The following is a 26,264-nucleotide window of genomic DNA, read 5'->3' on the forward strand; positions in this document are numbered from 1 at the left end:
TCAGGCGGACACCGTCTCCGCCAAAGCAGTCTTGACGGCGGCGACGGCGTCGTCCGCCTTCGCGCCGTCGGGCCCGCCGCCTTGCGCCATGTCCGCACGGCCGCCGCCGCCCTTGCCGCCCAGCGCCTCGACGCCCTTGCGCACGAGCGCGATGGCATCGAACCGGCCGGTGAGGTCGTCGGTCACGCCCACGGCGATCGCCGCCCGTCCGTCATTGACCGCGACCGCGGCCGCAACGCCGGAGCCGAGACGCTTCTTCGCCTCGTCCAGCAGTCCGCGCAGTTCCTTGGGGTCCAGCCCCTGGAGCACCTGGCCGGAGAACTTCACGCCGCCCACGTCCTCGTCGGCGGGTCCCTGCGCAGCAGCGCCGCCGCCGCCGAGCGCGAGTTGCTTCTTCGCTTCAGCGAGTTCGCGTTCGAGCCGCTTGCGTTCCTCAACCAGAGCGGCGACGCGCGCCTCGACTTCTTCGGGAGCAGCCTTGATCGTGCCTGCGACGGCTTTCAGTGCCTCTTCGCGGCCGACCAGCCACTGGCGCGCGGCTTCGCCGGTCAGCGCCTCGATCCGGCGAATTCCCGAAGAAACCGCACTTTCCGAAACGATGCGGAACAGGCCGATGTCGCCGGTCGCGCGTACGTGCGTGCCGCCGCACAGCTCGACCGAGTATTGGCGCGTGCCGTCGGCCTTGCGGCCCATCGAGAGGACGCGCACTTCGTCGCCGTATTTCTCGCCGAACAGCGCCAGCGCCCCGGCCGCGACGGCGTCGTCGGGGCTCATCAGACGCGTCGCGACTTCCTCGTTCGCGCGGATTTCGGCGTTCACCTCCGCCTCGATCGCGGCAATGTCCTCGTCGGTAAGCGGTTTGGGGTGCGAGAAATCGAAGCGGAACCGGTCCGCCGCGACCAGCGAGCCCTTCTGCGTCACATGGTCGCCGAGCCGGTTGCGCAGCGCGGCGTGGACGAGGTGGGTCGCCGAATGGTTCGCCCGGATCTGGTCACGCCGTTCGGCGTCGACGGTCAGGTGCACGCTGTCGCCGACGGCGATCTTGCCAGCCTCGATCCGCCCGTGATGCGCGTGCAGCCGGCCCAGTGGCTTGGACGTGTCGGTGACCGCGATCCGCAGCCCCTCTGGCGTCCAGATCGTCCCGGAATCGCCGCTTTGCCCGCCGCTCTCGCCATAGAACGGGGTCTGGTTGGTCAGCACCACGACCTCGTCCCCCGCGTTCGCTGATTCGACCTCGGCGCCGTCGCGGACGATCGCGATGACGCGGCCCTCGCCCTCCGTGGCGGAATAGCCGGTGAACTCGGTGCTGCCCTCGCGCTCGGCGATGTCGAACCACAATTCGCTGTCGGCGGCCTGGCCCGAACCCTTCCACGCGGCGCGGGCGGCCTGCTTCTGGCGCTCCATCGCCGCTTCGAATCCGGCACGGTCGACTCCGATGCCGCGCTCGCGCAGAGCATCTTCGGTGAGGTCGTAGGGGAAGCCGTAGGTGTCGTAGAGCTTGAATGCCGTCTCGCCTTCGAGTTCGCCACCTTCGCCCAGTCCAGCGGTTTCTTCGTCGAGCAGGCGCAGACCCTTGTCGAGCGTGCGGCGGAACTGTGTCTCCTCGCGCTCGAGCACTTCCTCGATCAGGGCCTGGCCGCGCTGGAGTTCGGGATAGGCCTGGCCCATTTCGGTAACGAGCGCGGGCACGAGGCGGTGCATCAGCGGCTGCTCGGCGCCGAGCAGGTGCGCATGGCGCATCGCGCGGCGCATGATGCGGCGCAGGACATAGCCGCGCCCCTCGTTCGACGGCAGCACCCCGTCAGCCAGCAGGAAACCGCTGGAGCGCAGGTGGTCGGCGATCACGCGGTGGCTGGCGCGGCGCTCGCCCTCGGCAGGTACTCCGGTCAGGCTCTCGCTCGCGGCGATCAGGACCTTGAAGGTATCGATGTCGTAGTTGTCGTGCACACCCTGCATGACGGCGGCGATGCGCTCCAGGCCCATGCCGGTGTCGATGCTCGGCTTGGGCAACTCGGTGCGCGAGCCGTCAGCCGACTGCTCGAACTGCATGAACACGAGGTTCCAGATCTCGATGAAGCGGTCGCCGTCCTCGTCGGGCGAGCCCGGAGGGCCGCCGGGAATGTGCTCGCCGTGATCGTAGAAGATCTCGCTGCACGGTCCGCAAGGGCCGGTGTCGCCCATCGACCAGAAGTTGTCGCTCGTCGCTATGCGGATGATCCGCTCTTCGGGCAGGCCCGAGATCTTGCGCCACAGGTCGAACGCCTCGTCGTCGGTGTGATAGACGGTGGCGGTGAGCTTCTCGGGCGCGAGACCCCATTCCTTCGTCAGCAGGGTCCAGGCGTGTTCGATCGCCTGTTCCTTGAAGTAGTCGCCGAACGAGAAATTGCCCAGCATCTCGAAGAACGTGTGATGCCGCGCGGTGTAGCCGACGTTGTCGAGATCGTTGTGCTTGCCCCCGGCGCGCACGCATTTCTGGCTCGACACGGCGGTCGATGCAGGCGGCGTCTCGAGACCGGTGAACACATTCTTGAACGGAACCATGCCGGCGTTCACGAACATCAGCGTGGGATCGTTGTACGGCACAAGCGGCGCACTCGGCACCGGCGCGTGGCCGGCACGCGCGAAATAGTCGATAAAGGACCGGCGAACGTCGTTGGTCGAAATCATGCAGCGCAGTTAGTTGCTGGAGCGCGGTGCGACAAGCGGATTAAGGCGCATTCCCCCAGGCGAAGCGGGCGATCAGCGCGCGGGCGCGCGCGCCGTGACCAGCCAGGCGCCCGCTTGCGGCGCGACCCGGCCGTTCTCGAGATGATCGCGCAGGAACCCGCGTAGCCGCTCGATGAACGCAGCACGTTCGTGCTCCTCCATCTGCGCCGCGGCGCGTGCGGCCGGGCCGATGACGAGGAAGTATGAGAGCGCGTCTTCGACCGGATCGTCGCCCGTCCCGGCGACATACGGAAAATCGACCGCTTCGAACGTCACGTCGCGCCAGCCCGCTTCGGTGAGAATGCGCTCGACGTACGCCTTGTCGGCGAAAGCAAAAGGGCCGGGCTCGCCGGGTGGCGGTGGCGCGCCCAACCCCGGAGGCAGCAGCGCAGCAAGCCCGCTCGCCCATGCATTTTCCGACGGATCGCGGAAACAGGTGAAGATGAGCCGCGCATCCGCTGCTGCGACGTCGGCTAAATGGGCGAAAGCCGCGGCCGGCTCGGGAAAGAACATCACGCCGTGCCGCGATACGAGGAGATCGGGGACGAAGCCGGTACGCGTCCAGCGCGCGGCGTCGCCCAGTTCGAAAGCGAGGTTCGGCAAATCCGCGCCCCGCACCCGGGCCGCGGTGAGGAGTTCGTCGCTGACGTCGACTCCGATCACCTGTGCGCCGGGATTGGCGCGAGCGAGTGCAAGCGAGACTTCGCCCGCCCCGCAGCCGATGTCGAGCGCTTGCGCAAAGGTAGCATCCGTCGCGGCGCCCAACAGGCGTTCGGTCAAAGCCGCAAAGCTGCGGTCGGTGCGCTGCCACTCGGCCGCCCAGGTGCGCCCGACCCGCCCTTCCCATTCTGCCTGGTCCGTCATGGATGCTCACTCCTCGTTCGCGGCCCGACTCGGCGTGGCGCAGCCCGAGCGCGGACGACGCCCGCCTGGTCAGGGCGAAGCATCCCTATCGCAGCAGGCCTTCCGGCCAAAAGAGAAACCGGCGCGGCCCCGTATGGATGCGCGCGCCGGTCTCCCGCTTTCCCGGGCGCCCTGCGGCACCCGCTTGAGGCCATGATGTCAGTCGTCCGCGTCCGGACCCGTCATCATTTCCTCGGCGACCTCGTCGGTCCGGCCGCGGATGGCGGCTTCCAACTTGTCGCAAACTTCGGGGTTGTCCTTGAGGTACTGCTTGGCGTTCTCGCGGCCCTGGCCGATGCGGATCGAGTCGTAGCTGAACCAGCTCCCCGACTTCTCCACGATGCCCGCCTTGACGCCGAGATCGAGAATCTCGCCGATCTTCGAGATGCCTTCGCCGTACATGATGTCGAACTCGACCTGCTTGAACGGGGGAGCGACCTTGTTCTTGACCACTTTCACCCGGGTCGAATTGCCGATGATCTCGTCGCGGTCCTTGATCTGCCCGGTACGGCGGATGTCGAGCCGCACGCTGGCGTAGAACTTGAGCGCATTGCCGCCGGTGGTCGTTTCCGGATTGCCGTACATGACGCCGATCTTCATCCGCAGCTGGTTGATGAAGATCACCATGCACTTCGACCGGTTGATCGAGCCGGTCAGCTTGCGCAGAGACTGGCTCATCAGACGGGCCTGCAGGCCGACGTGGCTGTCGCCCATCTCGCCCTCGATCTCGGCGCGCGGAACCAGCGCGGCGACCGAGTCGACCACCAGCACGTCGATCGCGTTCGAGCGCACCAGGGTATCGGTGATCTCGAGCGCCTGCTCGCCGGTGTCCGGCTGCGAGACGATCAGTTCGTCGATGTCGACGCCCAGCTTCCTGGCATAGACGGGATCGAGCGCATGTTCGGCATCGACGAAGGCGGCGGTGCCACCGTTCTTCTGCGCCTCGGCGATCACGTGCAGCGCAAGCGTCGTCTTGCCCGAGCTTTCCGGCCCATAGACCTCGATCACCCGACCCTTGGGCAGACCGCCCACGCCAAGCGCGATATCGAGGCCGAGCGAGCCCGTCGAAATCGCCTCGACCTGCATCGCTTCCTTCTGGCCCAGCTTCATCGCCGAGCCCTTGCCGAATGCGCGATCGATCTGTGCCAGTGCGGCGTCGAGCGCCTTTTGACGGTCCACGTTGCTTTCCTTCTCAACCAGCTTCAGTTCGGCCGCCATCGCATGGGCTCCTTCGCTTGCCTAGGGCTTCGTTCCCGTTATCGACTGATGTGCTATGTATCCGCTTTGTTCCAACAGAACAAGAGTGGAACAGAAATTTTTTCCGTGGAGCCGCAGGACCGCGGGATTCCGCCGGTTCTGGCCGATCAGCGGTGCGCCGAACGGACTCGCCAGCGGACTTTCCGATCTGAATTGGCGGGAATCGTCGTCTCGATCACGCGCTCGCCATCCTTGATCCGCAGACCGCGTCCGCGCACTTCCCAATCCGCCGCCGTGCCGAGCCGGACGCGCAGACGCGCCGGATGATCGAGAGCATTCGCGATCTCGGCCTCCATCCGCGCCCATTTCTCGGGTTCGGTCGCCGGATCGTGCTCGCTCGTGCGCGTGCAGGCGACCCGCACGCGGCCGCTTGTGCCGAGCGCAATCTCGACATCCTGGCCGCGGGCATAATCGCGCAGGCGCTCCTCGCCGACGAGCAGCGGACCGTGGGACGAGGGTTCGAACACCGCGACGCCGCCCGAAGGCAGCGCCACACCGAGGCCGTGGGCCTCGTCGTTGACCGTCGCGAGCAGCCGCTCGGCGGGGCGAAACTCCTCGTCGCTCTCGCGATTCGCCGAACATCCGATCTCGTAGATCAGCTCGCCCTCGATCTCGTCCTTCTGCAGGAAAGCGACCTGCTTCAGGCCCTTCGCCGCGACGGTGACCGGCTCCGGCACACGATAGAGTTTCAGATCGCCGAGTTCCTCCTCGGCAGCCATCATCGCTGCGGGGGAGGCCGTGCGTTGCACACGCGAGCCGGTGAGGATGATCGCCTCGTCTGTCGCCGCCATCGCCGGAGGCGGCGGCGGCGGGGGCGGAGGCGGATAACCGACCGGCGAGCCTCTCGCGGTGCTGCCGATCGGGTAGCAGGTCAGCCGCAGCGGCTCCGCACGAGGCGGCTCAGCCAAACTCTCGTAGTCGCCCTCGACGTTGAGCCGGCCGGCCACCGCCATCAGCTCGGCATCGGAAAACGACTGGGCATTGTCGTTGAGCAGCGTGAGCCATGAGGTCAGCCCGAGTTCGACCCCGCCACGACCGTCGCCCTCGCCCAGCGTCGCGACGTAGTTCGCCTGCCAGTCGAAGCCCCAGGCAAGATAGGTCAGCACGATCTGGTAGGTGCCGCCGCTCGCGTCGCGGGTGTCGATCGAGAACACCGGCTGCGCCGACAGCCCTGCGGGAACGCGGTCGAAGGTCAGCTTCTCGGGCAGACCCGCACAGCGCACCGCCTCGAAGCCCTCGCCCGTCTGCAGCACCAGCCCGCCGTCGGCACGGGTGCGGACGATCGCCGGTTCGCTCGCCGCCTCGCCCGTCGCCGGGTTGGCGCGCGTGATCGTCACCCGGTTGCCGAGCATGCCGTTCACGAGCGCCGCGGGGGAGAGCAGCTCCGCATTGCGGTTCTTCTCGATTGTCCCGCCCGGCAGGCCGGTGACGATCGCGGAGACCGCCACCATCCCTTCGGCCACGCCTTCGAAGCGCACCGTGCTTTCGCCCGGCGGCAGAGTGACGGTGCGCGTCTCGCTGACCATCGCGAAGCCTTCGGGAAAGGCGCGGTCCATCGCCTCGTCCGGCCCGCGCTCGGGATCGCGATAGACGGTGACCGCGAGCGCGACCGGCGCCGAGGCATCGACCGTCTCGCGCGCCTGCGCGGCGGCGGAGGCGGCGATCAGCGCGAGGAGGAATGCGGCGCGCCGCATCGTCCGGCGCCGCTCAGTACCGCGTTTCGTAAGTCACGCGGACCACGCGCTCGCCCTCGGCGGGCACGGGGACGACCCACTTGCGCCGGTCGGCATTGAGCTGCTCGCCCGGAATGTCCTCGCTGACGATGCGGTAATCGTTGCCCCACCAGCCGCGGTCGAGCCCAACCTGCACCAGATCGACCTCAACCGGGGCGGCCTTGGCGTTGGTCAGGGTGTAGCGCATGGTCGTGCGGTAGAACTGCTTTGGCCGTTCCACGTCGAGCTGCTCGACCACTTCGCCGTCGCGGATCACGCGGTAACGGGCGCTGCTTTCCCATTCGGCGGAGGTGATCTCCTCGCGTCGCTCCACTTCGGCCTGCACGAAAATATCGAACGCATCGCCGGTGCGCAGTGAAAGCTCGCTGCCCATCGGCGTATGGCCGATCGCGCTCTCGCCGATGAACTGCGGCGTGCCCTGGCTGTCGCGCTGGTAGAAGCGCACCGTACCCGCCGGCAGCGCGTCGCCGAGCCCGCCCTGCCGCGAGGAGGAGAACGCGATCTCGCTCGAGACGTTCACCGGCGCGTCGTCGTTCGCCAGCCAGCCGACGGTGCGCGCATAGACCTTGCGCGCCGGCACGCCCTGCACGTCGAGGAAGCTGACCTGCTTGGTCTGGTTGTTGGCGATCGTGGTGCGGTCCTCGATCGGGTAGAGATAGAACTCGCCGACCTGCTCCCGGCCCGAACTCTCGGTGCCCGGGCGAACCATGCCCGACCGCCGCGGAGGTGGCGGCGGCTGGGGATAGCGCCGGCTGCTCGCCCCCGCCGATCCCGGGCTTCCGGCGACCAGCAGCGTATCGGCCTGATGAAAAGTCGTGCCGGTCTGGTTGGTCAGCGTCACCCAGCCCTGCATGTCGATCGCGCCGGTCGCCTCGTCGTAGAGCGAGACGTAGTCCGCCGACCAGCCGAGCCCGGGGGTGAGATAGCGGATCGAGGCCGGGCGCCTGCCGCCCCGGTCGCTCTCCACCGTGACCGACAGGGTCGGCCGCGCGCGCAGGTTGGGCGGCACTCGGTCGAACACGGCACGCACCGGCAACCCGTCGTCGCGCAGCACCTCGATCCGGTCGCCGATCTTCACCACCACGCCGCCGGCGGTCGAGAGCACAGTCGCGCGCTCGCGCGTCTCGGCGCCGGTGGCGGGATTGGTGCGCACCAGCGTCACCGTCTGCCCGATCGCCTTCTCCATCAGCTTGGCCGGGGTCAGGAGGTCGAAGTCGAAGTTCTGCTCGACGATCGCCGCGCCTTCGGCGGCGAAGCTCAATGTCTCCGGCCGGATCTGCGCCGAGACGTCGGGGAATTCGATCCGGCTGCGCCCTTGCGCGATCGGCAGTTGCCGCACGTCCTGCACCAGCGCCTGGCCGTTGTTGTAGATCGTGACGGAAACGTCGCCCTGCGCGGTTTCGTCGGGATCGGTCTGCGCCGGCGCCGCAGTGGCGAGAAGCACCAGCGGCAGGGCCGCCCCGAATGCGGCCAACAAGCGATAGGTCTTCACGCGAACCCTCCCCCTGCGAAGTCCATAGAAGATGCTGCCGGCGGTTTTACGGCGCATGAACGGTGCGGTCCATCGCCAATAGTGCGGGGTCGGGGCCAATCGGCTTCAACCCTGAGGCCTCCAAGTGAAGGCTTTCGCCCCCCGAATCCCAAGGAAAGGGTCCGCGTTCCCCCCTCTGTCATTCCCGCGCAAGCGGGAATCCATGGAGGAACGACCGCGTCCTGGATCCCCGCTTTCGCGGGGATGACAAAGCATTGAATGATATCGGCCGGCTGACGACACGCGCCAAACATCTGAGTGCCGATGGCCTAGCGATGCACCGCGCCGAGGACTTGCGCGACTTTGTCGCCGATCTCCTGCACGCTGAACGGCTTGGCGATGAAGTGCATGTCGGCAAGGTCGATCTCGCTGCGGAGCTGCTCCTCGGCATAGCCCGACATGAATAGTACCGGCAGGTTCGGCCGCACCTTGCGGATCGCCCGAACCATGGCCGGGCCGTCCATTCCCGGCATGACGACGTCGCTCAGAACGAGATCGAATTCGCCGCCCTCGGCGATCGCGGCGAGACCCTCCTCTCCGTCCGCCGCTGTCGTCACGCTGTAGCCCGCGCGCGACAGCGCCCGCTCGGCGACGGCGCGGACCATGTCCTCGTCCTCCACCAGCAGCACACGGCCGCCGCCCGACCATTCGCTGGTCGCCTGCGGCTCCTCTGCGGCCGGCGACGCACTGTGCGACGCGGCATCGCCATGGACCGGCAGATAGATGGTGAAGCGAGCCCCTCGGGGGCGACCGTCGGCATCGGCCAGGTTGTCGGCAAAGATGAACCCGCCCGACTGCTTGACGATGCCGTAGACGGTCGAAAGCCCCAGCCCGGTTCCCTTGCCCTGTTCCTTCGTGGTGAAGAATGGTTCAAAGATCTTCCCCATCAGCTCGGCCGGAATGCCGCCACCGGTGTCCTGCACCACCAGCACGGTGTAGTCGGCGACCGGGATGATGTCCGATCCCATCTTCCGCACGTCGCCTGCCGTCACCCGGCGGGTCGCGAGGGTCAGCTTGCCCGTTCCGTCACCGCGGGCCTGCATGGCGTCGCGCGCGTTGACCGCGAGATTGACGATCACCTGCTCGAGCTGCTGCGGGTCGGCGCGCACCGGGCCGAGATCGCGGTCATGATGCACCTTCAACACGATCTTCTCGCCCAGCAGGCGCTTGAGCAGCTGGCTGACCTCGCTCACCACGTCGGGCAACTGCAGGACCTCGGGCCGGAGAGTCTGCTGGCGGCTGAATGCGAGCAACTGGCGCGTCAGGCTTGCCGCACGGTTCGAATTTGCGCGGATCTGCTGGATATCGTCATAGTCGCTGTCGCCCGGCGTATGGCGCAGCAGCATCAGATCGCAGTATCCGATGATCGCGGTCAGCACGTTGTTGAAATCGTGCGCCACGCCGCCGGCGAGCTGGCCGACGGCCTGCATCTTGGTCGCCTGCGCGACCTGCCGCTTGAGCCGCGCTTCTTCGGTCGTGTCGACAAGGCTCAGCAGCACCGCCGCCTCGCCCAGTCCGCGCACGCCGGCGAGGCCGAGCGAAACCGGCTCGTCAGGCTGGTGCCGCAGGCGGACAGCCATGTCGGCGCTCGCCGCAGAGCCCCGGGCGAAGCGCCGCACCGCGTCGGCCAGCGCGCCCTTGTCTTCCCTGACCACGAGGTCCGAGGGGAACGAGGGCAACCCCTCCCGCTCGATTTCCGCCGCGCGGAGGAAAGCTTCGTTGGCGAACAGGAAGCGCCCGTCACGGTCGGTCATGGCCAGACCCAGCGGCAGTGCGCCCAGCAGCGCCTCGAGCTGCGGCATGGCTGCCTGCCCCACGCCTTCCCAGCCGCCACCGATGCCGATGCCGCTTTCGACCAGCAGCATGAGCGAGGGTGCCTCGTCGGCGCGGGCCGGCCGCGCCGCGTCCGGGTCGGTGAGCGAGACCTGGATCAGCATCTGCGGCGTGCCGCGCTGTCCCTCGCGCGCGAAATAGATCCGCTCGCGACTGTCGGAGCGGAGCTGCGACACGAATTCCTGGCCGGCCAGCGTCGCCGCCGAATCGCCGGTCGCGCGCGTGGCGAAGCCGGCGCCGGCCGCGCGAATCGTGCCGTCGGTCCCGACGATCGCGGTCTCGATCCCGGCGTTCGAGAGCAGGGCGCCGAACGGGCCGGTGATCCATTCCGCGAGGTGCGCCACCGGATCCTCGAGCGTGAGCGCGGTGAAGCGCCAGACCAGATAGTCATCGCCCCGCCCCGCCCGCTCGGTTTCCGCCCGCCACGAACCGTTGCCGTCCTCGCGCTCGAGCAGATCGACCGACGCTGTCCCGTCGCGCCATGCCTCGCGTGCGGCGCGCACCAGCCGTTCCAGCGAGAGGCGGTCGAGAGCAAGGTTCGGCGGTGCATGGGCAATGCCGAACCAGTCGCCGTAGAGTCTGTTTGCGCAGACGAGGCGGTTGGCGCGATCGGTCACCGCGACCGCCGTGTCGGGCTGCTCGATCGCGGCGACGGTCACCGACCAGTCCGGTTGCGCGAAGCTCTCCTCTCCGGAGCCCGGACGCATGCGGGAAAAGGCGTAGCCCACGGCCATGAGCGCGCAGAGACCCACCGCATAGCCGAGCGTGAGCATGGCGTCGCCGGTGATCAGCCAGATCAGCAGTGCGCTCACCGCCAGCGCGGCGGCGATCCATGCGGGAAGCGGCAGTCGCCCCTGCCCCTGCCCGAGCAGCTGCGCCATCAACCTTCCTGCGCCCCGAGCCGCCGATCCAGCCGGGCTTCCATCTGGCGCAGCCGCCGCTGGCGCTTGCGCGCCACCACGATGCGCCAGATTACGCTGGATATCAGATAGCCCGCCGTTGCGGAAACGAGCGACAGCACGATGAAGCCAAAGGCCGTCACGCCGGCAACTTCGAACGCGCCCAGCGCCCAGCCTTCCCAGCGCCCGCTGGCAAGCTCGTCGTTGGCGACGCCCACTGTCGCCGCGTCGACCTTGAGCACGAACGCGCCGACCTTGTTCGCGATGACCAGCCAGAAAGCGAGCGTGAGGGGATTGGTGACGAACGTCACGGCAGCCGAAAGCGGCACGTTGGCGCGGGCCGGCAGCGCCAGAAAGGCAGCGAGGAAGATCTGGCCGACGGGCACGATAAAGGCCGCGAACAGGCCCAGGGCGACGCCGCGCGGCACCGAACGACGCGTGAAGCGCCAGAGTTCGGGGCTGAGGAAACGGTGCGCGATCGGCGCGAGGTATTTGTTGCGCGCCATCTCCTCGCGCGTCGGCATGTGCTTGCGCAGCCAGTCGGCCAGGAAAGTCTTGGAACGTTTGCGCATCATGATCTCGCCGCCGCAATGCTCGCGCAAGGCTGCAAGGGCAAGTGGGGCGGCGCGGAATCTGGTGAAGCGGTCATTGCGGGCGATATGGGTAGCAAGGCGTGAATAACCAGCGGGTGAATGGCAACCCTCCGTATGCGAGTTCGGCCGAGGATGCTTTGTCGCCCAAATCCTCCCCATCGTCTTGCGATGGGGAGGTGGCGCCCGTCACAGACGGGTGACGGAGGGGCACTGATGCGAAAGCCCCCTCCACCACGAGCCGCTTCGCGGCTCGCGGTCCCCCTCCCCGGTGCGAGACGATGGGGAGGATTGGAGGCAATCGACATTCGTGCCTGACAAATGGGTGGGAGAGACGGTGGCGCTGAAAGCCGCCATCTGCAAACCCTCAGCGCTGAAGGTCGACTGGCCCTAGCCGTTCTCGCGCATCAGGCGGGCCTTGTCGCGCTTCCAGTCGCGCTCCTTGATCGTCTGCCGCTTGTCGTGCGCCTGCTTGCCCTTGGCGAGCGCGAGTTCGACTTTCGCGCGGCCGGTCTTGTTGAAGTAGACGCTCAGCGGAACCAGCGTCATCCCCTTGCGCTCGACCGCGCCGAACAGCTTCTCGATCTCGCGCGCGTGGAGCAGCAGCTTGCGCGGCCGGCGCGGCTCGTGGTTGAAACGGTTGCCGTGGCTGAACTCGGGGATGTTGGCGTTGACCAGCCACACCTGCCCGTCGCGCACTTCGGCATAGCTTTCCGCGATCGAGGCCTCGCCGGCCCGTAGCGCCTTCACCTCGGTGCCCTGTAGCGCGATTCCCGCCTCGAACTTGTCCTCGATATAGTAATCGAACCGCGCGCGCCGATTCTCGGCGACGGTCTTCTGCTTGTCGAACGTGGCGGGTTTGGGACGAGCCATAAGGCCGCGCCATGTAGGCGTTCGTGCGCGCCGGGGAAAGCCCCTCGGCGCGCGAACGCTAGTCCGCTCCGCCCGCCATCGCCACGAGATCCCGCGGCAGTGCCGGTTCGCTGAGCAGGCGCTCCATCCGCTCCCACCGTTCATCCTCGTCCGCGTCGCCCGCCTCGATCGCGGCCTGCACCATGTCCCGGCCGAGCCCATAGTTGATGATGTAGCTGCGGTAGGTGTCGATGAAGTCGAGCGACTGCTTCGCCCGCTCGGGCGAGACGAGCTGGTAGCGCTGCAGCAGCTCGGTCGCCCGCGCGACGTCGATTTCGCCGGCGAGATACCGCGAGGCGATCGTGTAGCGCGCCGGTCCGAGGTCCTGCATCGCGTCGCGCAGCGCGATGTAACGCTCCACGTCGAGGTCCTCCAGCCCAGCGATCGGCGCCAGCACGTCGCGCGTGAAGGCCACGTCCTCCTCGCCCGGGAAGGCGAGGTCGATCCCGTAGTTGGCCGAACCCTCGGCGATCAGGGACTGCGGCGAATAGAGCGGGTAGACCGAGAATTCCTGCCACCCGCGCCCGTTCACCAGCTCGCGCTCGAGCAGCGAGTTGAACGCGTGGTGGCCCGGATAGCCCTCGTGACAGCCGAGATCGATCGCGCGGTCGAGCCGCACCGGCAGATCCGTGTTGACCTCGATCTTCGAATGATAGCCGCCCTGGTAGTAGTTGTACCCGCTCCACGGCTTGTCGGTCACCAACGCCAGCGTGAAGCTCTCGCCTTCGGGTAGCGCGATGTGCTCGAGCGTGCGCCGCTTGCACTCGGCGATCGCGGCATCCATCACCGGACGCACACGGTCGGCGGGCATGTCGAAGCGCTTCTGGAACGTGTCGATCCGCTGCCACAGCGGCCCCTCGCCCGGAACCAGCCGCTCGATCTGCGCCAGCAGAGGGTCGAAGCTTTCGAGCGGCGGCAGCTCGGGCCGCACGCCGAACAGCCCCTCGGCCTCATCGGCGAACGACAGCGTCTCGCCCTGCATCATCCTGAGCCGCGTGCCGGCCGCGGTGAGCTGCGCGACGAGGAACCGCGCGCGCCGTTCCTCCAGGCTGTCGCCCGGAACGCCGTCGTCGGCAAACTGCGCCGCGCGCGCCTCCAGCGCCTCGGTGCGCGCCGCGAGCATCGGCAGGGTCTGCCCCGCCGCCTCGGCAACGGCCCGCGTGCGGACGTCCTCGGGCCCGTAGTAGGCGTCGATATAACCTTCCTCCTTCTCACCGATGGTGAGCTGGAGGAGCAGATAGTCGTCGGCGATGGCATCGAGCGTGTCGGACTGCCCGCCCGGGCCCGTCGCGCAGGCCCCCAGGGCCAGTGCCGCCAGAACAGACAATCCCTTGCGCATCGATTTCCTCCCCTCGTCCTCCCATGCGGCAATTCTATATCCGGGCGTCACCCTGAACTTGTTTGTGCTTTGCACAGCTTCGCTTCCAGGGCCCATTCCTCCTCACGCACTGCTGCTTCCGGAGCCAAGATGGATGCTGAAACAAGTTCAGCATGACGTGAATAATGAATGCGGGAGCTTCAGCTTCCGATGACCGAGATCAGGCCGCCTGGCGCAGCTTCTGCAGCTTCTTAAGCGCCATCTGCCGCTTGAGACGGCTGAGGTGATCGATGAAGAGAATGCCTTCGAGGTGGTCCATCTCGTGCTGGATGCAGGTCGCCATCAGGCCCTCCATCTGCTCTTCGTGGACGTTCCCCTCGAGATCCTGCCAGCGCACGCGGCAGGTCGCCGGGCGGTCGACGTCGGCATAGATGTCGGGGACCGAGAGGCACCCTTCCTGATAGGTCGCCAGCTCATCCGCCGGATCGAGAATTTCCGGATTCACGAAGATCCGCGGCTCATTCTTCGTCGGCTGGTGCGTATGCTGGTGCCCGCCGTGATTGCACACTTCGGGCTCGGCATCCGGGTCCTCGGGCTGGAGGTCGATTACCAGCACGCGCTTGGGCACGCCGACCTGGATCGCGGCGAGGCCGATCCCGTTCGCGGCATACATGGATTCGAACATGTCCTCGACGAGCGTCTTGAGCTCGTCATCGAACGCAGTGACCGGTTCGGACACGACTTTGAGCCGGGGATCCGGCACTTCGAGAATTTCGCGGATTGCCATGCGGCGTAAAATAGTGCGGCACGGGGCAAACGACAAGTGAGCTTTCGGCGCGCTACCCCACCGGCCTCCGCGCCCGCAGCGCCTGCGCCAGCGTGCCCTCGTCGAGATAGTCGAGCTCCCCGCCGACGGGCAGGCCGTGAGCGAGCTGGGTCACGCGCACCGGATAGTCCTCAAGCCGCTCGGCGAGGTAGTGGGCCGTGGTCTGCCCCTCGAGCGTGGCGTTCATGGCGAGCACGACTTCATCCACCCCGCCCTGTTCGACGCGTTCGAGCAGCGCGCCGATCGTCAGGTCCTCCGGCCGCACGCCGTCCAGCGCCGAGAGCCGCCCGCCGAGCACGTGGTACTTGCCGGTAAACAGCTTCGCGCGGTCGAGCGCCCAGAGGTCGGAGACGTCCTCGACCACGCAGATCGCGCGCACATCGCGCCGCGGATCGGCGCAGATGCCGCACGGCGCCCTGGTGTCGATATTGCCGCAGACCGGGCATTCGACCAGCTTGTCGCGCACTTCGGCCATGGCGCCGAGCAACTGGTCCAGCGCCGTCTCGCGCCGCTTGAGCAGCCACAGCACCGCCCGCCGCGCCGAGCGCGGCCCGAGCCCGGGCAGCCGCGCGAGCGCCGATGCGAGGTTTTCGATTTCCTGCGAAGCCATAATTCCCCCTAACCCGTTCGGGCTGAGCTTGTCGAAGCCCCGCTTTTTCTTCTAGCGCATCGCATGAAAGAAAGACGGCCCTTCGACAAGCTCAGGGCGAACGGAACCGGATTTGCGAGGGCAGACATAGTGCGCATCGTCTTCATGGGAACGCCCGAATTCGCCGTGCCGGCGCTGGCCGCGCTGGCGGACGCGGGGCACACGCTGGTCGCGGCCTATTCGCAGCCGCCGCGTCCCGCGGGCCGGGGCAAGAAGCTCCAGCCTTCGCCCGTCCAGCGCGAGGCAGAGGCGCGCGGCATTCCGGTGCGCTGCCCCACGTCGCTGAAATCGGCGGAGGCGCAGGCGGAGTTCGCAGAGTTCAAGCCGGAGGTTGCGGTGGTCGCCGCCTACGGGCTGATCCTGCCGCAGGCGGTGCTCGACGTGCCGACCTTCGGCTGCCTCAACATCCATGCCAGCCTGCTGCCCAAGTGGCGCGGCGCGGCGCCGATCCAGCGCGCGATCCTGGCGGGCGATGCGGTGACCGGGATCACGATCATGCAGATGGAAGCTGGGCTCGACACCGGCCCGATGCTCGCCACCGCGCGCACCCCGGTCGACGACAAGACCGCCGGCGAACTGATCGAGGAGCTGGCCGAAATCGGCGCGCACCTGATGGTCGGCACCCTGATCGACCTTCCCGCGCTCCAGCCCGTGCCGCAGGACGACCGGCTGGCCAGCCATGCGCCCAAGATCGACAAGGGCGAGGCGCGGATCGACTGGACGGGCGACGCCGAAGCGATCGAGCGCCAGATCCGCGCCATGGCCCCCTTTCCCGGCGCCTGGTTCACCCTCGGCGGCGAGCGGATCAAGGTGCTGAAGGCCGAAGTGGCCGCGCGCGAGGGCAAGCCGGGCACGACGCTGGACGACGACCTCACCATCGCCTGCGGCTATGCCGCGCTCCGCCCCGTCCGCATCCAGCGCGCGGGCAAGCCCGCGATGGACGTCGCGGCGTTCCTGCGCGGCCGCGCGGTGCCCGCGGGGACGATGGTGGAATGATCCCGACCGCGCGCAACACCGGAGCCGAACGACCATGAAGACGCCGACGTTTCTCCGCATCCTTCCGGCCGCCGCGATCGGTCTCGCCATGCTGACGCATCCCGCTGCGGCGCAACCGGACGCACCGAGTCCGACGGTCGAGCAGTTCGGCGTCGATCTCGAACGTTTCGAATATCCGTGGCCGGTCGAGACGATGCCGGTCCAGATCGGCGATACCGAGGGCCAGATGGCCTTCATGGACGTCACGCCGGACGTGCCGAACGGCCGCAGCGTGGTGCTGCTGCACGGCAAGAACTTCTGCGGTGCGACATGGCATGACACGGTCGAGGCGCTGCTCGCCGCCGGCTACCGCGTGCTGGTTCCCGACCAGATCGGCTTCTGCAAATCCTCCAAGCCGCGCGAGGCGCAGTACACGTTCGCCATGATGGCGGCCTTCACGCGCGAGCTGATGGAGCGGCAGGGGATCGCCGACGCGGCGGTGATCGGCCATTCGACCGGCGGCATGCTCGCGATGCATTTCGCGCACATGTATCCGGGCGCGGTCCGCCAGCTCGTGCTGATCAACCCGCTGGGGCTGACCGACCGGATGGCCGAAGGGGTGCCTTACGTGCCGCTGTCGAAGCTGGTCGAGCAGGAGCGGGCCAAGGGCTACGACGAAATCCGCAAGTACCAGCTCGATACCTACTACCACGGCCAATGGGAGCCGCGCTACGACCGCTGGGTGCGGATGCTGGCGGGGCAGTACGCCAGCGGCGATGCCGTCGCCTACGCGCAGGCCAAGACCAGCGAGATGATCCTGACGCAGCCGATCTCGCAGCATCTCGAAAGCCTGACCATGCCGGTGACGCTGATGGTGGGGATGCTGGACACGACCACCTTCGGCAAAGGACAGGCCCCGCAGGACGTTCAGCGGCGGCTCCGCGCGATACCGGCCCTCGCCCCCGATGCGGCGCGCCGCTTCCCCGATGGCGAACTCATCGCCTTCGAAGATCTCGGCCATTCGCCGCAGGTAGAGGCGCCCGACGTGTTCGAGCCGCGCCTGCTCGAGGTGCTCGCCCGCGCCGACGCGCGCTGATCCCCACAGCATGACCCGCTTCGCCCTCACCCTCGAATTCGACGGCACGCCGTTCATGGGCCTGCAGCGCCAGCCGCACGGGCCGAGCGTGCAGGAAGCGGTCGAGCGCGCGGTGCACGCGGTGACGAGCGAGGAGGCGACGCTCCATTCCTCCGGCCGCACCGACACCGGCGTCCATGCGCTGGCCATGCGCAGCCACGTCGACATCGAAAAGCCGTTCGATCCGTTCCGGCTGATGGAGGCACTGAACGCCCTCCTCCGCCCCGATCCGATCGCGGTGATCGGCTGCGAGATCGTGCCCGATGACTGGCACGCGCGCTTCAGTTGCATCGGGCGCGCCTACGAATATCGGATCATCAACCGGCGCGCGCCGCTCACGCTCGACAAGGATCGCGCCTGGCAGGTGCCGCAGCCGCTCGATGCCGACGCCATGCACCGCGCCGCGCAGGCACTGGTCGGCCGGCACGACTTCACCACCTTCCGCTCCGCCCATTGCCAGGCGGCGAGCCCGGTCAAGACGCTCGACCGCCTCGCGGTTCGCCGCGCGGGGGAGGAGGTGCTGATCGAGGCCGAGGCGCGCAGCTTCCTCCACCACCAGGTGCGATCGATGGTCGGCTGCCTCGCGCTCGTCGGCATGGGCCGCTGGCGCGAGGAGCAGGTGACCGAGGCGCTGGCGGCGCGCGACCGGCAGGCGCTCGGCCTCAACGCCCCGCCGAGCGGGCTCTATTTCGTGCGCGCGGTCTATCCCTGAGAGCCTGGAAACAGGCTGGCCGGGGTGGAACACGTCCGCGTATAAAAGCCGTCCGCGTATAAAAGACCGTCATGCTGAACTCGTTTCAGCATCCATCGCGCCTCCGGATCCGGTGATGCAGGTGGAGAAATGGGCCCTGAAACAAGTTCAGGGTGACGATTCCGGCAGATAGCGAAGGTCGATTCCCCCTGCGCCCGGTGTTTTGACACACCCAGCCGTCTCGGCATGCCCAACACAGGCCTCGCACCTCAAGTCGAACCCCGCTAGAGAGGTTGCAAACCAAAACCGTTCCTTCAGAAGAGGCGAAGCCGCAGGCCTGAAAGCCCGTCTCGAAGGACCAGAAAGAGAGGAAACCGACCGATGACCACCACCGGAAAGCAGCTTTTCACCACCCTTGCGCCGGACGGCACGCTGAAGGTGGAGGTGGCCGAGACGCAGTTTCCCGATCCGACCGGCAATCAGGTGCTGGTGAAGATGGAAGCCGCGCCGATCAACCCGAGCGACCTCGCGCTGCTGTTCGGCCCGGCGGACATCGACAACGCCCAGTTCTCGCCCGGCAAGCTCGTCGCCAATATGCCCGAACCGTTCAACTCGGGTGCCAAGGGCCGCCACGGGCAGCGTCTGCCGGTCGGCAACGAGGGCGCGGGCACGGTGGTTGCGGCGGGCGGTTCGGAAGCTGCCCAGGCGCTCGTCGGCCAGCGCGTCGCCTGCGTGCCCGGCCACGCCTTCTCGCAATACGCGATCGCCGACGCCGCCATGTGCCTGCCGCTGGGCGACACTTCCGCGCGCGACGGGGCGAGCGCGTTCGTCAATCCGATGACCGCGCTCGGCTTCGTCGAGAACGCGAAGATGGACGGGCAGAAGGCGATCATCCATTCCGCCGCCGCGTCCAACCTCGGCCAGATGCTCAACCGTATCTGTCAGGAAGACGGGATCGAGCTGGTCAACATCGTCCGCAAGCAGGAGCAGGCCGATTTGCTCAAGGGGCTCGGGGCCAAGTGGGTCGTGAACTCCTCGGCCGACGATTTCCTGCCGAAACTGTGCGAGGCGATCGACGCGACCGACGCCTATTACGGCTTCGATCCGATCGGCGGCGGCACCACCGTCGACGCTTGCTTCAAGGCGATGGAGCGCGTCGCCGTCTCGAAGATGAGCGAGTATAACCGCTACGGCTCGAACCAGCCGAAGCGCATGTTCATCTATGGCCGGCTCGACCTCGGGCCGACGATCCTCACCCCCAGCTACGGCTTCGGCTGGACGCTCTCGGGCTGGCTCCTCACCCCGTTCCTCGCGCAGGCCGGCGCGGAGACCGTGGCGCGGATGCGCAAGCGCGTGCTCGACAATATCACCACCACGTTCGCCAGCCATTACAAGCGCGAAGTCACGCTCGAGCAGATGCTGGAGAAGGACGCCGCGACCGACTACCGCGCGATGAAGACGGGCGAGAAGTACCTGGTCACGCCCTGGGGGTAAGCGACCATAGCCTCTCCCCTTCAGGGGAGAGGGTTGGGAGAGGGGGTATCGCGCGACGCTTGCCGTATCGTCCCCCTCTCAACTCCGGCTAGCGAGCAAGCTCGCAAGCCTGCGTATCTCTCCCCTGGAGGGGAGAGAGCGGATGATGCATCTATTTCACTTACCGCCGGTCGAACGCCGCCTGGATCGCGGCCGGATCGCCGATCCCGTTCGCCAGCAGCACCTGCAGCAGTATCCGCGCCTTCTGCGGGTTAAGCGCGCGCGCAGCGATGAAGCCATTGGCGTCGTCCTCCGGTTCGCGGTCGACCAGCCCCTCGTCGAGGCGGCTGGCGCGGACCACCGTCACCCCGCTCTCGCGCAGGCGCACCAGTTCGGCGCGCAGCGGCTCGGGCATGTTCCCCTCGCCCACCCCGGCGACCACCAGCCCGCGCGTCACCTCGCTCGTCAGCCGCGCGGCTGCATCCGCCGCGATCCCGCCGTAGACGTAGAGGATCGGCACCTCGGGCAGCTCTGCATGATAGGCGTATTGCGCGCCCTCGCCCGCGCGCCACGGGGCGCCGAACCAGTCGAGCGCGCTCGGCGTGACCAGCCCCACCGCATCGCGCGGGAACCCCCGGAAGGCATCGGTCCCGCGCGTGCGGACCTTGCGCACGTCGCGCGCGGCGAACACCCGGTCGCCCATCACCACCAGCACCCCGCGCCCCGCAGCCTCCGGATCGCTGGCGACGCGCACCGCGTTGGCGAAGTTACGCAACCCGTCGTACCCGACCGCATCCGCCGGGCGCATCGCCCCGACCAGCACGACCGGCTTGGCCGTCGGCAGCGTCAGGTCGAGCAGAAAGGCGGTCTCTTCCGCGGTGTCGGTGCCGTGGGTGACGATCACCCCTTCGCAGTGGGGGTCGGCAAAGGCGGCGGAGATCTCCTCGTGCAGCCGCGTCCAGATCGCCGGCTCTATGTCTTCCGAGCCGATGTTGGCGATCTGCCGCCCGACCAGCCGCGCCTCCAGCCCGAGCGCGCCGACCTGCTCGAGATAGTCGTCCACCCCGATCTGGCCGGGGCGATAATCGTGCCGCAAAGCGGACCCCGCCACCCCCGCAATCGTGCCGCCCGTTGCGAGAACCAGAAGATGCGCCTGCGTCATGACCGGCCCCTAGCCGCGCATATGCGCCATTCGCAATTGATTCTCGGCGACAGCACGCTAGAAGCGCGGCGCACCGTGGGGCGGTTAGCTCAGCTGGTAGAGCATCTCGTTTACACCGAGAGGGTCGGCGGTTCGAACCCGTCACCGCCCACCATCGCAGATCTCGCGCCCGACTATTGCGGGGCGTTCAGACCCAGCGCGTCGCGGATAATGTAGAACATGTCAGTCTGGTCGGTCAGGCCGGTGAAGTTGATAGCGCGCGGGCCATAGGCCGCGACGCGAAGCTGCGCGCCGGTGTGGCCCTGCGATCCCTCTTCGGCGGTGCCGTAGCTGATCGTCATCACCGCGTCGTCGTGCGTCCTGAGCGCGGCTGTCAGACCCGGCGCACGGGTGCCGTTACCGACGATCTGACTGGTGTGCGCATGGTCGGCGGTCACGATCACCAGGGTGTGCCCGTCGGCGCGGGCGAAGGCGAGGGCGGCCTGCACCGCTTCGTCCAGATCGACGGTCTCGCCGATCTGGCCGCACGGGTTGGCGGCATGGTTCTGCTTGTCAATCGAGGCGCCTTCGACCTGGAGGAAGAAGCCGTCCGGGTTGCCTTTCAGCAGCTCGATCGCCTTCTCGGTCATGGCGGCGAGCGTCGGGATGGCCTCGGTCCGCTGGGGATTGTCGGCGCAGCGGACGGGCGGCTGGTCGAGATTGCCATGGTACGTGGCCTTCGGACCGGTCCAGCGCACCGGCATGACGCCGGGCGCGAACAGCCCGAGCAGCGGTTGGCGCTGGTTCGCTTCGCTCACCGCGCGCAACGCGGCCGCGTCGCGGACGATGGCGTAACCGCGCGCTTCGGCTTGCTGCAACAGCGTGCGGCCTTCGAACGGTCCGGCCTTGGCGACTTCCGCGAACGTGGCCGCGCCGCCGCCCAGCAGCACGTCGGGCCGCAGCGCCAGCGCCTGTTCCGCGATCGATCCGGCGCCGCCGTTCTCGAGCGCATTGGCCGGGCACGCCTCACTCGTCGCCACCGGGCCGTAGCACTTGCGCTGCGTCACGTGCGCGATCTGCGCCGCGGGCGTCGCATCCTGGATCTCGCCGCTGGTGACATTGCCGGTGGCGAGGCCCGCCGCCTTCGCCATCTCTAGCAGCGCCGGATGCGGCCGGGCGTGGATGTCCACGCCGATCGCGCCGTTGTAGGTCTTCACGCCGGAGGACCAGGCGGTCGCGGAAGCGGCGGAGTCCGTCACGTAGTCGGGCTTTCCGGTCTCCCTATCGAGCGCGTAGTGGGTGTATTGGCCTGAGACCGGCAGCGCGTCGATGCCCTTGAACGCGCCCCCGGCGCCCTGGGCATAGTTGCGCGCGATCGTGATCTCCGAATCGCCCATGCCGTCGCCGATCAGCAGGATCACGTTGCGCACTTCGCGCTCCGCCAGCAGGTCGCGGTAGTGGTCCGTCAGATCGTCGCCGATGCGGCGCGCACCCGCTGGTATGCTCAGATCGCCTTGCGCGGCGCGCGTCGGACCGGCCGCGGGCGCTGCGGTCTGGTCCTGACCGGAGGCGGGCACGGCGGCGAGTGCGCAGAGCAGCATGATCGAAGGGCGGCGGAGCGGAAGCGGCATCGGCGTATCCTGACGTGTGATGTTGAGAAGAGCGGTCAGCGCGTGGGCGGTTCGAGCGGATCGGCACCGCAGCCCTGGGGGCGGCTCACCGGATTGCAGACGACGGCGGCACTGCCGGAGAGCCCGACGCGATAGCCGGTGTCGAAGCGTGGATCGGGCCAGAGGTAATCGGTCGAGATATATTGGGCGCCGCTGGCGAGGGCCGCGTCGCGCTGGCGCGTGTCGCCGGTCCGCGCGGCAGCGGTGCCTTCATCGGCGCGGGTCCGCACGATGAACCCCGCCTCGACCGCGCGCCGGATGCGATCCGCCTCACGGATCGGATGGTTGAGGGTGAGATAGGCCGCCGCGGGCGAATCTTCGTCGGTGTTGACGAACAGCACACGTCCTTCGAGCGAAACGCGATCACCGCGATAGAGCGCGACCTTCTCGGGCCCTTCGTCGAGCGCGAACATCAGGCGCCCGCGCGCCGCGTCCAGCGTCGGCCAGTTGTCGGCGAGCACTGCCTCGCGCAGCGTCGGATAGCTCCCTTGGACATTGTCGGGGACGATCAGCTTGTCCGCCGGGAGCACCGACCGGATCTCCCGGTCGAGCGCGTCGAAGGCGGCTTCGGTGAACGGCAGCGCCTCTACGATCGGGCTGGCATCGCCGGTGCTGTCCTTGGCATTCATCATGACGAGGATCGGCGCATGGCCCGGATGGGCGTCCGACCAGTCTTTGATGATGGCGAGACACTGCACCAGCGTCGGACAGCTCGTGCGGTCGTCGAGGCCCGGAATGTGCTGGACCTTGAACCCGGGGCGCCGGAGCGCGGGATCGTCCGACGTACCGGCGAAATGGCCGCCGTGCGGATCGTAATAGACGTCGAGCTCGATCTGCCGCGCGCCTGCGTCGAGCTGCTCGGTCAGCGGCCGGTGCGCGTAATCGAGCGAGTCCGCGGCCTGCGGGTCGTGCTCGCGCAGCTGCGCCATACGCTCTTCCGGCATCGCCAGCTTGTAGCTGTTGTGCGTGCCGACCATCACCAGATCGTTGATCCTGACCGGATCTTCTGCCGCAACCGGCATGGGATCCAGCATCAGGAGGATGGCGTTCAGCCAGAACATGTCGTTACCCCTGCGATCATGGAGACGGCCGGGATCTCGCCGGCTGTCGCGCCGATAGGCTGCCCGTGTTAAGCTTATGAGACGATCGTCCGAGGCGGGTTGGAGCGCCCTCCCGCCAGGCGGAAAGGCGCTCCCGTAACCGCTTGCCCGGCGATCAGAACTGGGCGCGAACGCCCAGGCTGATGCGGCTTCCCGAGAATTCGTAGGTGGTCGGGAACGCGGGATCCATCGTGTACCCCGTGGTCGCCTCGTCGGTCACGTTGATGCCCTGCAGCTCGACCCGGAAGTTGTCGGTCACCTGATAGCTGACGGCCAGATCGACCTGGCCGTAGGCGTCGCGGTAGACCGGATACATGTTCCGCTCGATCCGCTCCACATAGGCGCTCTTGTGGTTGTAGGAGACGCGCGCCGCGAACGGGCCGCGTTCGTAGAACAGCGTCGCGTTGTAGGTGTTGTCGGAAAGGCCGATCGGCGAGGTCGGGATGTCGAGATCGGATTCGCCCGTCAGCGAGCTGTCGAGGAAGGTGTAGTTGGCGTTCACGCCGAAGCCTTCCAGCGATTCGTGGAACCACCAGAACGGCACCACCGCGACCAGCTCGACGCCGCTCACCTTGTACGATCCCTCGGCATTCACCGGCTGGTAGACGTCGAAATCGTAGACCCCGTCGATCGTGCCGTTGGCGTTGTACTTGGTCACGTCCTCGACCACGCCGGTCAGCTCGTTCTGGACCACGCCCTTGATGTTCTTCCAGAAATAGGACGCGGCGAGCAGGCCGTCGCTGCCGAGATACTTCTCGATGCCGACTTCCCACTGGTCGGCATAAGTCGGCTTGAGGCTGGGGTTGCCATCGGTGAAGCGGAACTCGTTCCAGCTCGCGGTCCGCTTGTAGGCGAGGTCGGTCAGCGCCGGACGGATCAATGTCTGCGAGGCGGCCGCGCGGACGAGCAGGTCGTCCGCCACCTCGATATGCGCGTTGAAGGAGGGCAGGACCTTCTCATAGCTGCCCTCGCTCGAGACCGGCTCGTCGGTATAGCCGGTCGAGCCGTCGGGGTTCTGCACCTGGTGGAAGCCGGACGAGCGCACGGTCGTCTTGATGTAGCGCGCGCCGGCGTTCACGAAGACCGGCATCGAGGCGATGTCGAACTCGAAGTCGGCCATGCCGTAGGCGGCGATCGTCTCCTCCTTCACGCGGTAGAACTGGCCGTCGTCGAACGGCGACAGGAAGCCGTCGGGGCGGAAGAAATCGCGCGCGTAGTCGTTCGAGATCTGCCGCCAGTCGAGGTCGCGCGCCTGGTAGTCCTTGCCGCCGACGATATCGGTCACATAGCCGAGCTCGCTGTCGGCGAGCGTCCGCTCGTTGACGTACGAGGTGTCGCCGCGCGTCGGCCCCTGGATCTTCTCCTCGCCGTACTGACGCTCGGTGGTCTTGTTGGTGTAGCGCGAGCCGAAATTGATGCGCTTCAGCACGCTGTCGAAGTTGTAGGCGACGTCGAGCTGCGCGGTGTACTTGTCGTCCTCGATCTCTTCATAGGTCGTCTCGTAGGCCTCGAAGAGATAGGATTCGGGCGAGTTGTACATGTCGATCGTGTTCGGATCGTCGCTCGAGATCGTCTCGCCGCCGGTTTCGGTGTAGCGGGTGCGCGACGGGGCGTAGGCGACGTGCTTCAGATTGGCGTTGTCGCGTGACTTGCTGGCGCCCGAGTAACCGGCGAGCAGGTCGATCTCCCATTTGCCGGGTTCCCAGTTCATCTCACCGCCGAACTGGCGGTAGTCGGTCTCGGTGATCCGTTCCTTGCTCAGGAACTCGTGCTGGGTGGCGGTGTAGGACACGTCGCGCAAGACGACGATGCCGTGCTCCGACAGGGTGGTGTCGTCGTAATCGTGAATGATGCCGAGCGTCGACCGGCTGGACGCGGAATAGGCGGCCGCGTCGTATTCGTCCTCGACCGTGTCGAACGAGCCGAGGAAGGCGTCGAAGGTCACGCTGAACTGGTCGCTCGGGCGGTATTGCAGCGATCCCGAGAAGCCCAGCTTGTCCTGATCGTTGAGGTAGATCCGGTCGCCGACCTTGTCGAGGAAGACCACCCGATCGACTTCGTTCCCATCGTTGACGTCGTCGAACACGATGCCGGCGTCACGCTCGAGCACCTCGAGCGCCTGGTCGGTCTGGGCATCGCCCCGGCTGGTCCAGCGCGAGATCGGACGGAAGTTGATGCCGGAGTTGGAATCGGTGCGATTGGTCCGCTGCCCCTTCGACACCGAGAGAAGCACGCCGAAGTCGCCGAAAGTGTTGCTCGCGAGGACGGAGAACTGCGGATCGATCTCTTCCGAGATCGAGTTGTACGCGCCTTCCACGGAGCCGACCACGCGCAGGCCCGGATTGTCGAACGGGCGCGCGGTCCCGATCTTGACCGAACCTGCGATGCCGCCTTCCTCGTCCGCCGCGGTCGGCGACTTCTGGACGGTGACCGACTGGATCAGCTCGGAGGCGAAAATGTCGAACTCGACGTCGCGCCCGCCCGAGCCGGACGCGGTGGCGAGATCGTTGATCGTCACCAGCGTGAACTCGGTCGGCAGGCCGCGGACGTTGACGCGGGTGCCGAGGCCTTTCTCGCGCTCGATCGTGACGCCGGGAATGCGCTGCAGCGCTTCGGACAGGTTCTGCTCGGGAAAGTCGGCAATGTCGGTGGCCACAATGGAGTCCGAAAAGCCGATCGTCTCGCGCTTGATGTCGATCGCTTCCCTGAGGCTCTCGCGATACCCCGAGACGACGATGACATCCTCCTCCGCCTCCTCCGCACTGCTGGCCGCGGGCGTATCCGCCGTCTGCGCCATTGCAGAGGTTGCGGACAAGGCGGCGTAAGCGACCCCTACGAGAAGTTGCCCGCCGCGGCGGGCGTTCGTCTTGTGCTTCATTGTACTCGTTTTCCCCTAGAATGCGCGCCACGCGGGGACGGCAG

The 26,264-nt window shown here is 67.4% G+C and carries 19 protein-coding genes and 1 tRNA gene; 5 read left to right on the plus strand and 15 right to left on the minus strand.

What is annotated here, in order from left to right:
- The 11 genes from alaS to recR all read right to left on the minus strand — a co-directional run bounded on the left by alaS (position 1) and on the right by recR (position 15,118).
- Positions 1–2,667 carry an alanine--tRNA ligase gene (alaS, locus tag ETX26_RS08525; protein ID WP_129524292.1) on the minus strand — a complete coding sequence of 889 codons (2,667 nt, stop codon included), beginning with the start codon at positions 2,665–2,667 and terminating at the stop codon, positions 1–3.
- Between the two features lie 72 nt (positions 2,668–2,739).
- A complete protein-coding gene (locus tag ETX26_RS08530) occupies positions 2,740–3,570 on the minus strand; it encodes a class I SAM-dependent methyltransferase (RefSeq protein ID WP_129524293.1) in 831 nt (276 codons plus the stop codon).
- A 198-nt stretch (positions 3,571–3,768) separates the two neighbouring features.
- Positions 3,769–4,827, minus strand: a complete 1,059-nt coding sequence (recA, locus tag ETX26_RS08535; protein ID WP_129524294.1) for a recombinase RecA — start codon at positions 4,825–4,827, stop codon at positions 3,769–3,771.
- A gap of 146 nt (positions 4,828–4,973) precedes the next feature.
- Positions 4,974–6,560, minus strand: coding sequence for a DUF4139 domain-containing protein (locus tag ETX26_RS08540; protein ID WP_129524295.1), 1,587 nt, complete (start codon positions 6,558–6,560; stop codon positions 4,974–4,976).
- A gap of 13 nt (positions 6,561–6,573) precedes the next feature.
- Complete coding sequence (locus tag ETX26_RS08545; protein ID WP_129524296.1) at positions 6,574–8,091, minus strand: DUF4139 domain-containing protein; 1,518 nt, start codon at positions 8,089–8,091, stop codon at positions 6,574–6,576.
- Between the two features lie 308 nt (positions 8,092–8,399).
- Positions 8,400–10,844, minus strand: coding sequence for a hybrid sensor histidine kinase/response regulator (locus ETX26_RS08550; RefSeq protein WP_129524297.1), 2,445 nt, complete (start codon positions 10,842–10,844; stop codon positions 8,400–8,402).
- Positions 10,844–11,434 carry a DUF2062 domain-containing protein gene (locus tag ETX26_RS08555; protein WP_404825310.1) on the minus strand — a complete coding sequence of 197 codons (591 nt, stop codon included), beginning with the start codon at positions 11,432–11,434 and terminating at the stop codon, positions 10,844–10,846. The genes ETX26_RS08550 and ETX26_RS08555 overlap by 1 nt, the downstream gene beginning before the upstream one ends.
- 408 nt (positions 11,435–11,842) lie before the next feature.
- Positions 11,843–12,325 (minus strand): SsrA-binding protein SmpB, encoded by a 483-nt coding sequence (gene smpB, locus ETX26_RS08560; RefSeq protein ID WP_129524298.1) that lies wholly within the window; start codon positions 12,323–12,325, stop codon positions 11,843–11,845.
- A gap of 58 nt (positions 12,326–12,383) precedes the next feature.
- Positions 12,384–13,703: a hypothetical protein gene (locus ETX26_RS08565; protein WP_129524299.1), complete on the minus strand. Its 1,320-nt coding sequence runs from the start codon at positions 13,701–13,703 to the stop codon at positions 12,384–12,386.
- Between the two features lie 199 nt (positions 13,704–13,902).
- A complete protein-coding gene (locus ETX26_RS08570) occupies positions 13,903–14,469 on the minus strand; it encodes a peptide deformylase (RefSeq protein WP_129524300.1) in 567 nt (188 codons plus the stop codon).
- 52 nt (positions 14,470–14,521) lie between these two features.
- Complete coding sequence (gene recR, locus ETX26_RS08575; RefSeq protein ID WP_129524301.1) at positions 14,522–15,118, minus strand: recombination mediator RecR; 597 nt, start codon at positions 15,116–15,118, stop codon at positions 14,522–14,524.
- A gap of 129 nt (positions 15,119–15,247) precedes the next feature.
- On the opposite strand from recR, the gene fmt reads away from it, so the two are divergent.
- The 4 genes from fmt to ETX26_RS08595 all read left to right on the plus strand — a co-directional run bounded on the left by fmt (position 15,248) and on the right by ETX26_RS08595 (position 19,452).
- Positions 15,248–16,153: a methionyl-tRNA formyltransferase gene (gene fmt, locus ETX26_RS08580; RefSeq protein ID WP_129525305.1), complete on the plus strand. Its 906-nt coding sequence runs from the start codon at positions 15,248–15,250 to the stop codon at positions 16,151–16,153.
- Between the two features lie 34 nt (positions 16,154–16,187).
- Positions 16,188–17,228, plus strand: a complete 1,041-nt coding sequence (locus ETX26_RS08585; RefSeq protein ID WP_129524302.1) for an alpha/beta fold hydrolase — start codon at positions 16,188–16,190, stop codon at positions 17,226–17,228.
- 10 nt (positions 17,229–17,238) lie between these two features.
- Positions 17,239–17,979: a tRNA pseudouridine(38-40) synthase TruA gene (gene truA / locus ETX26_RS08590; protein ID WP_129524303.1), complete on the plus strand. Its 741-nt coding sequence runs from the start codon at positions 17,239–17,241 to the stop codon at positions 17,977–17,979.
- 360 nt (positions 17,980–18,339) lie between these two features.
- Positions 18,340–19,452: a zinc-binding dehydrogenase gene (locus tag ETX26_RS08595; RefSeq protein ID WP_129524304.1), complete on the plus strand. Its 1,113-nt coding sequence runs from the start codon at positions 18,340–18,342 to the stop codon at positions 19,450–19,452.
- Between the two features lie 160 nt (positions 19,453–19,612).
- Here the strand turns inward: ETX26_RS08595 and ETX26_RS08600 are convergent, their stop codons facing one another.
- Complete coding sequence (locus ETX26_RS08600; RefSeq protein WP_129524305.1) at positions 19,613–20,593, minus strand: asparaginase; 981 nt, start codon at positions 20,591–20,593, stop codon at positions 19,613–19,615.
- Positions 20,594–20,671: 78 nt separating this feature from the next.
- Between ETX26_RS08600 and ETX26_RS08605 the strand changes: the two genes are divergently transcribed.
- Positions 20,672–20,747 (plus strand) — tRNA-Val (locus ETX26_RS08605).
- Between the two features lie 19 nt (positions 20,748–20,766).
- On the opposite strand, the gene phoA is transcribed toward ETX26_RS08605, so the two are convergent.
- The 3 genes from phoA to ETX26_RS08620 form a co-directional block, all read right to left on the minus strand.
- A complete protein-coding gene (gene phoA, locus ETX26_RS08610) occupies positions 20,767–22,203 on the minus strand; it encodes an alkaline phosphatase (RefSeq protein ID WP_225425674.1) in 1,437 nt (478 codons plus the stop codon).
- Between the two features lie 35 nt (positions 22,204–22,238).
- A complete protein-coding gene (locus tag ETX26_RS08615; RefSeq protein ID WP_129524306.1) occupies positions 22,239–23,303 on the minus strand; it encodes a phosphatidylinositol-specific phospholipase C1-like protein in 1,065 nt (354 codons plus the stop codon).
- 154 nt (positions 23,304–23,457) lie between these two features.
- Positions 23,458–26,220, minus strand: coding sequence for a TonB-dependent receptor (locus tag ETX26_RS08620; RefSeq protein ID WP_129524307.1), 2,763 nt, complete (start codon positions 26,218–26,220; stop codon positions 23,458–23,460).
- Positions 26,221–26,264: the final 44 nt, after the last annotated feature.

Source organism: Pelagerythrobacter rhizovicinus (assembly GCF_004135625.1).
Lineage (GTDB): Bacteria > Pseudomonadota > Alphaproteobacteria > Sphingomonadales > Sphingomonadaceae > Pelagerythrobacter > Pelagerythrobacter rhizovicinus.

Excerpts from the sequence above, each read along its gene's own strand:
- alaS (WP_129524292.1), bottom strand. The coding sequence starts at position 2,667 with ATGATTTCGACCAACGACGTTCGCCGGTCCTTTATCGACTATTTCGCG.
- ETX26_RS08530 (WP_129524293.1), bottom strand. The coding sequence starts at position 3,570 with ATGACGGACCAGGCAGAATGGGAAGGGCGGGTCGGGCGCACCTGGGCG.
- recA (WP_129524294.1), bottom strand. The coding sequence starts at position 4,827 with ATGGCGGCCGAACTGAAGCTGGTTGAGAAGGAAAGCAACGTGGACCGT.
- ETX26_RS08540 (WP_129524295.1), bottom strand. The coding sequence starts at position 6,560 with ATGCGGCGCGCCGCATTCCTCCTCGCGCTGATCGCCGCCTCCGCCGCC.
- ETX26_RS08550 (WP_129524297.1), bottom strand. The coding sequence starts at position 10,844 with ATGGCGCAGCTGCTCGGGCAGGGGCAGGGGCGACTGCCGCTTCCCGCA.
- ETX26_RS08555 (WP_404825310.1), bottom strand. The coding sequence starts at position 11,434 with ATGCGCAAACGTTCCAAGACTTTCCTGGCCGACTGGCTGCGCAAGCAC.
- smpB (WP_129524298.1), bottom strand. The coding sequence starts at position 12,325 with ATGGCTCGTCCCAAACCCGCCACGTTCGACAAGCAGAAGACCGTCGCC.
- ETX26_RS08565 (WP_129524299.1), bottom strand. The coding sequence starts at position 13,703 with ATGCGCAAGGGATTGTCTGTTCTGGCGGCACTGGCCCTGGGGGCCTGC.
- ETX26_RS08570 (WP_129524300.1), bottom strand. The coding sequence starts at position 14,469 with ATGGCAATCCGCGAAATTCTCGAAGTGCCGGATCCCCGGCTCAAAGTC.
- recR (WP_129524301.1), bottom strand. The coding sequence starts at position 15,118 with ATGGCTTCGCAGGAAATCGAAAACCTCGCATCGGCGCTCGCGCGGCTG.
- ETX26_RS08585 (WP_129524302.1), top strand. The coding sequence starts at position 16,188 with ATGAAGACGCCGACGTTTCTCCGCATCCTTCCGGCCGCCGCGATCGGT.
- truA (WP_129524303.1), top strand. The coding sequence starts at position 17,239 with ATGACCCGCTTCGCCCTCACCCTCGAATTCGACGGCACGCCGTTCATG.
- ETX26_RS08595 (WP_129524304.1), top strand. The coding sequence starts at position 18,340 with ATGACCACCACCGGAAAGCAGCTTTTCACCACCCTTGCGCCGGACGGC.
- ETX26_RS08600 (WP_129524305.1), bottom strand. The coding sequence starts at position 20,593 with ATGACGCAGGCGCATCTTCTGGTTCTCGCAACGGGCGGCACGATTGCG.
- phoA (WP_225425674.1), bottom strand. The coding sequence starts at position 22,203 with ATGCCGCTTCCGCTCCGCCGCCCTTCGATCATGCTGCTCTGCGCACTC.
- ETX26_RS08615 (WP_129524306.1), bottom strand. The coding sequence starts at position 23,303 with ATGTTCTGGCTGAACGCCATCCTCCTGATGCTGGATCCCATGCCGGTT.
- ETX26_RS08620 (WP_129524307.1), bottom strand. The coding sequence starts at position 26,220 with ATGAAGCACAAGACGAACGCCCGCCGCGGCGGGCAACTTCTCGTAGGG.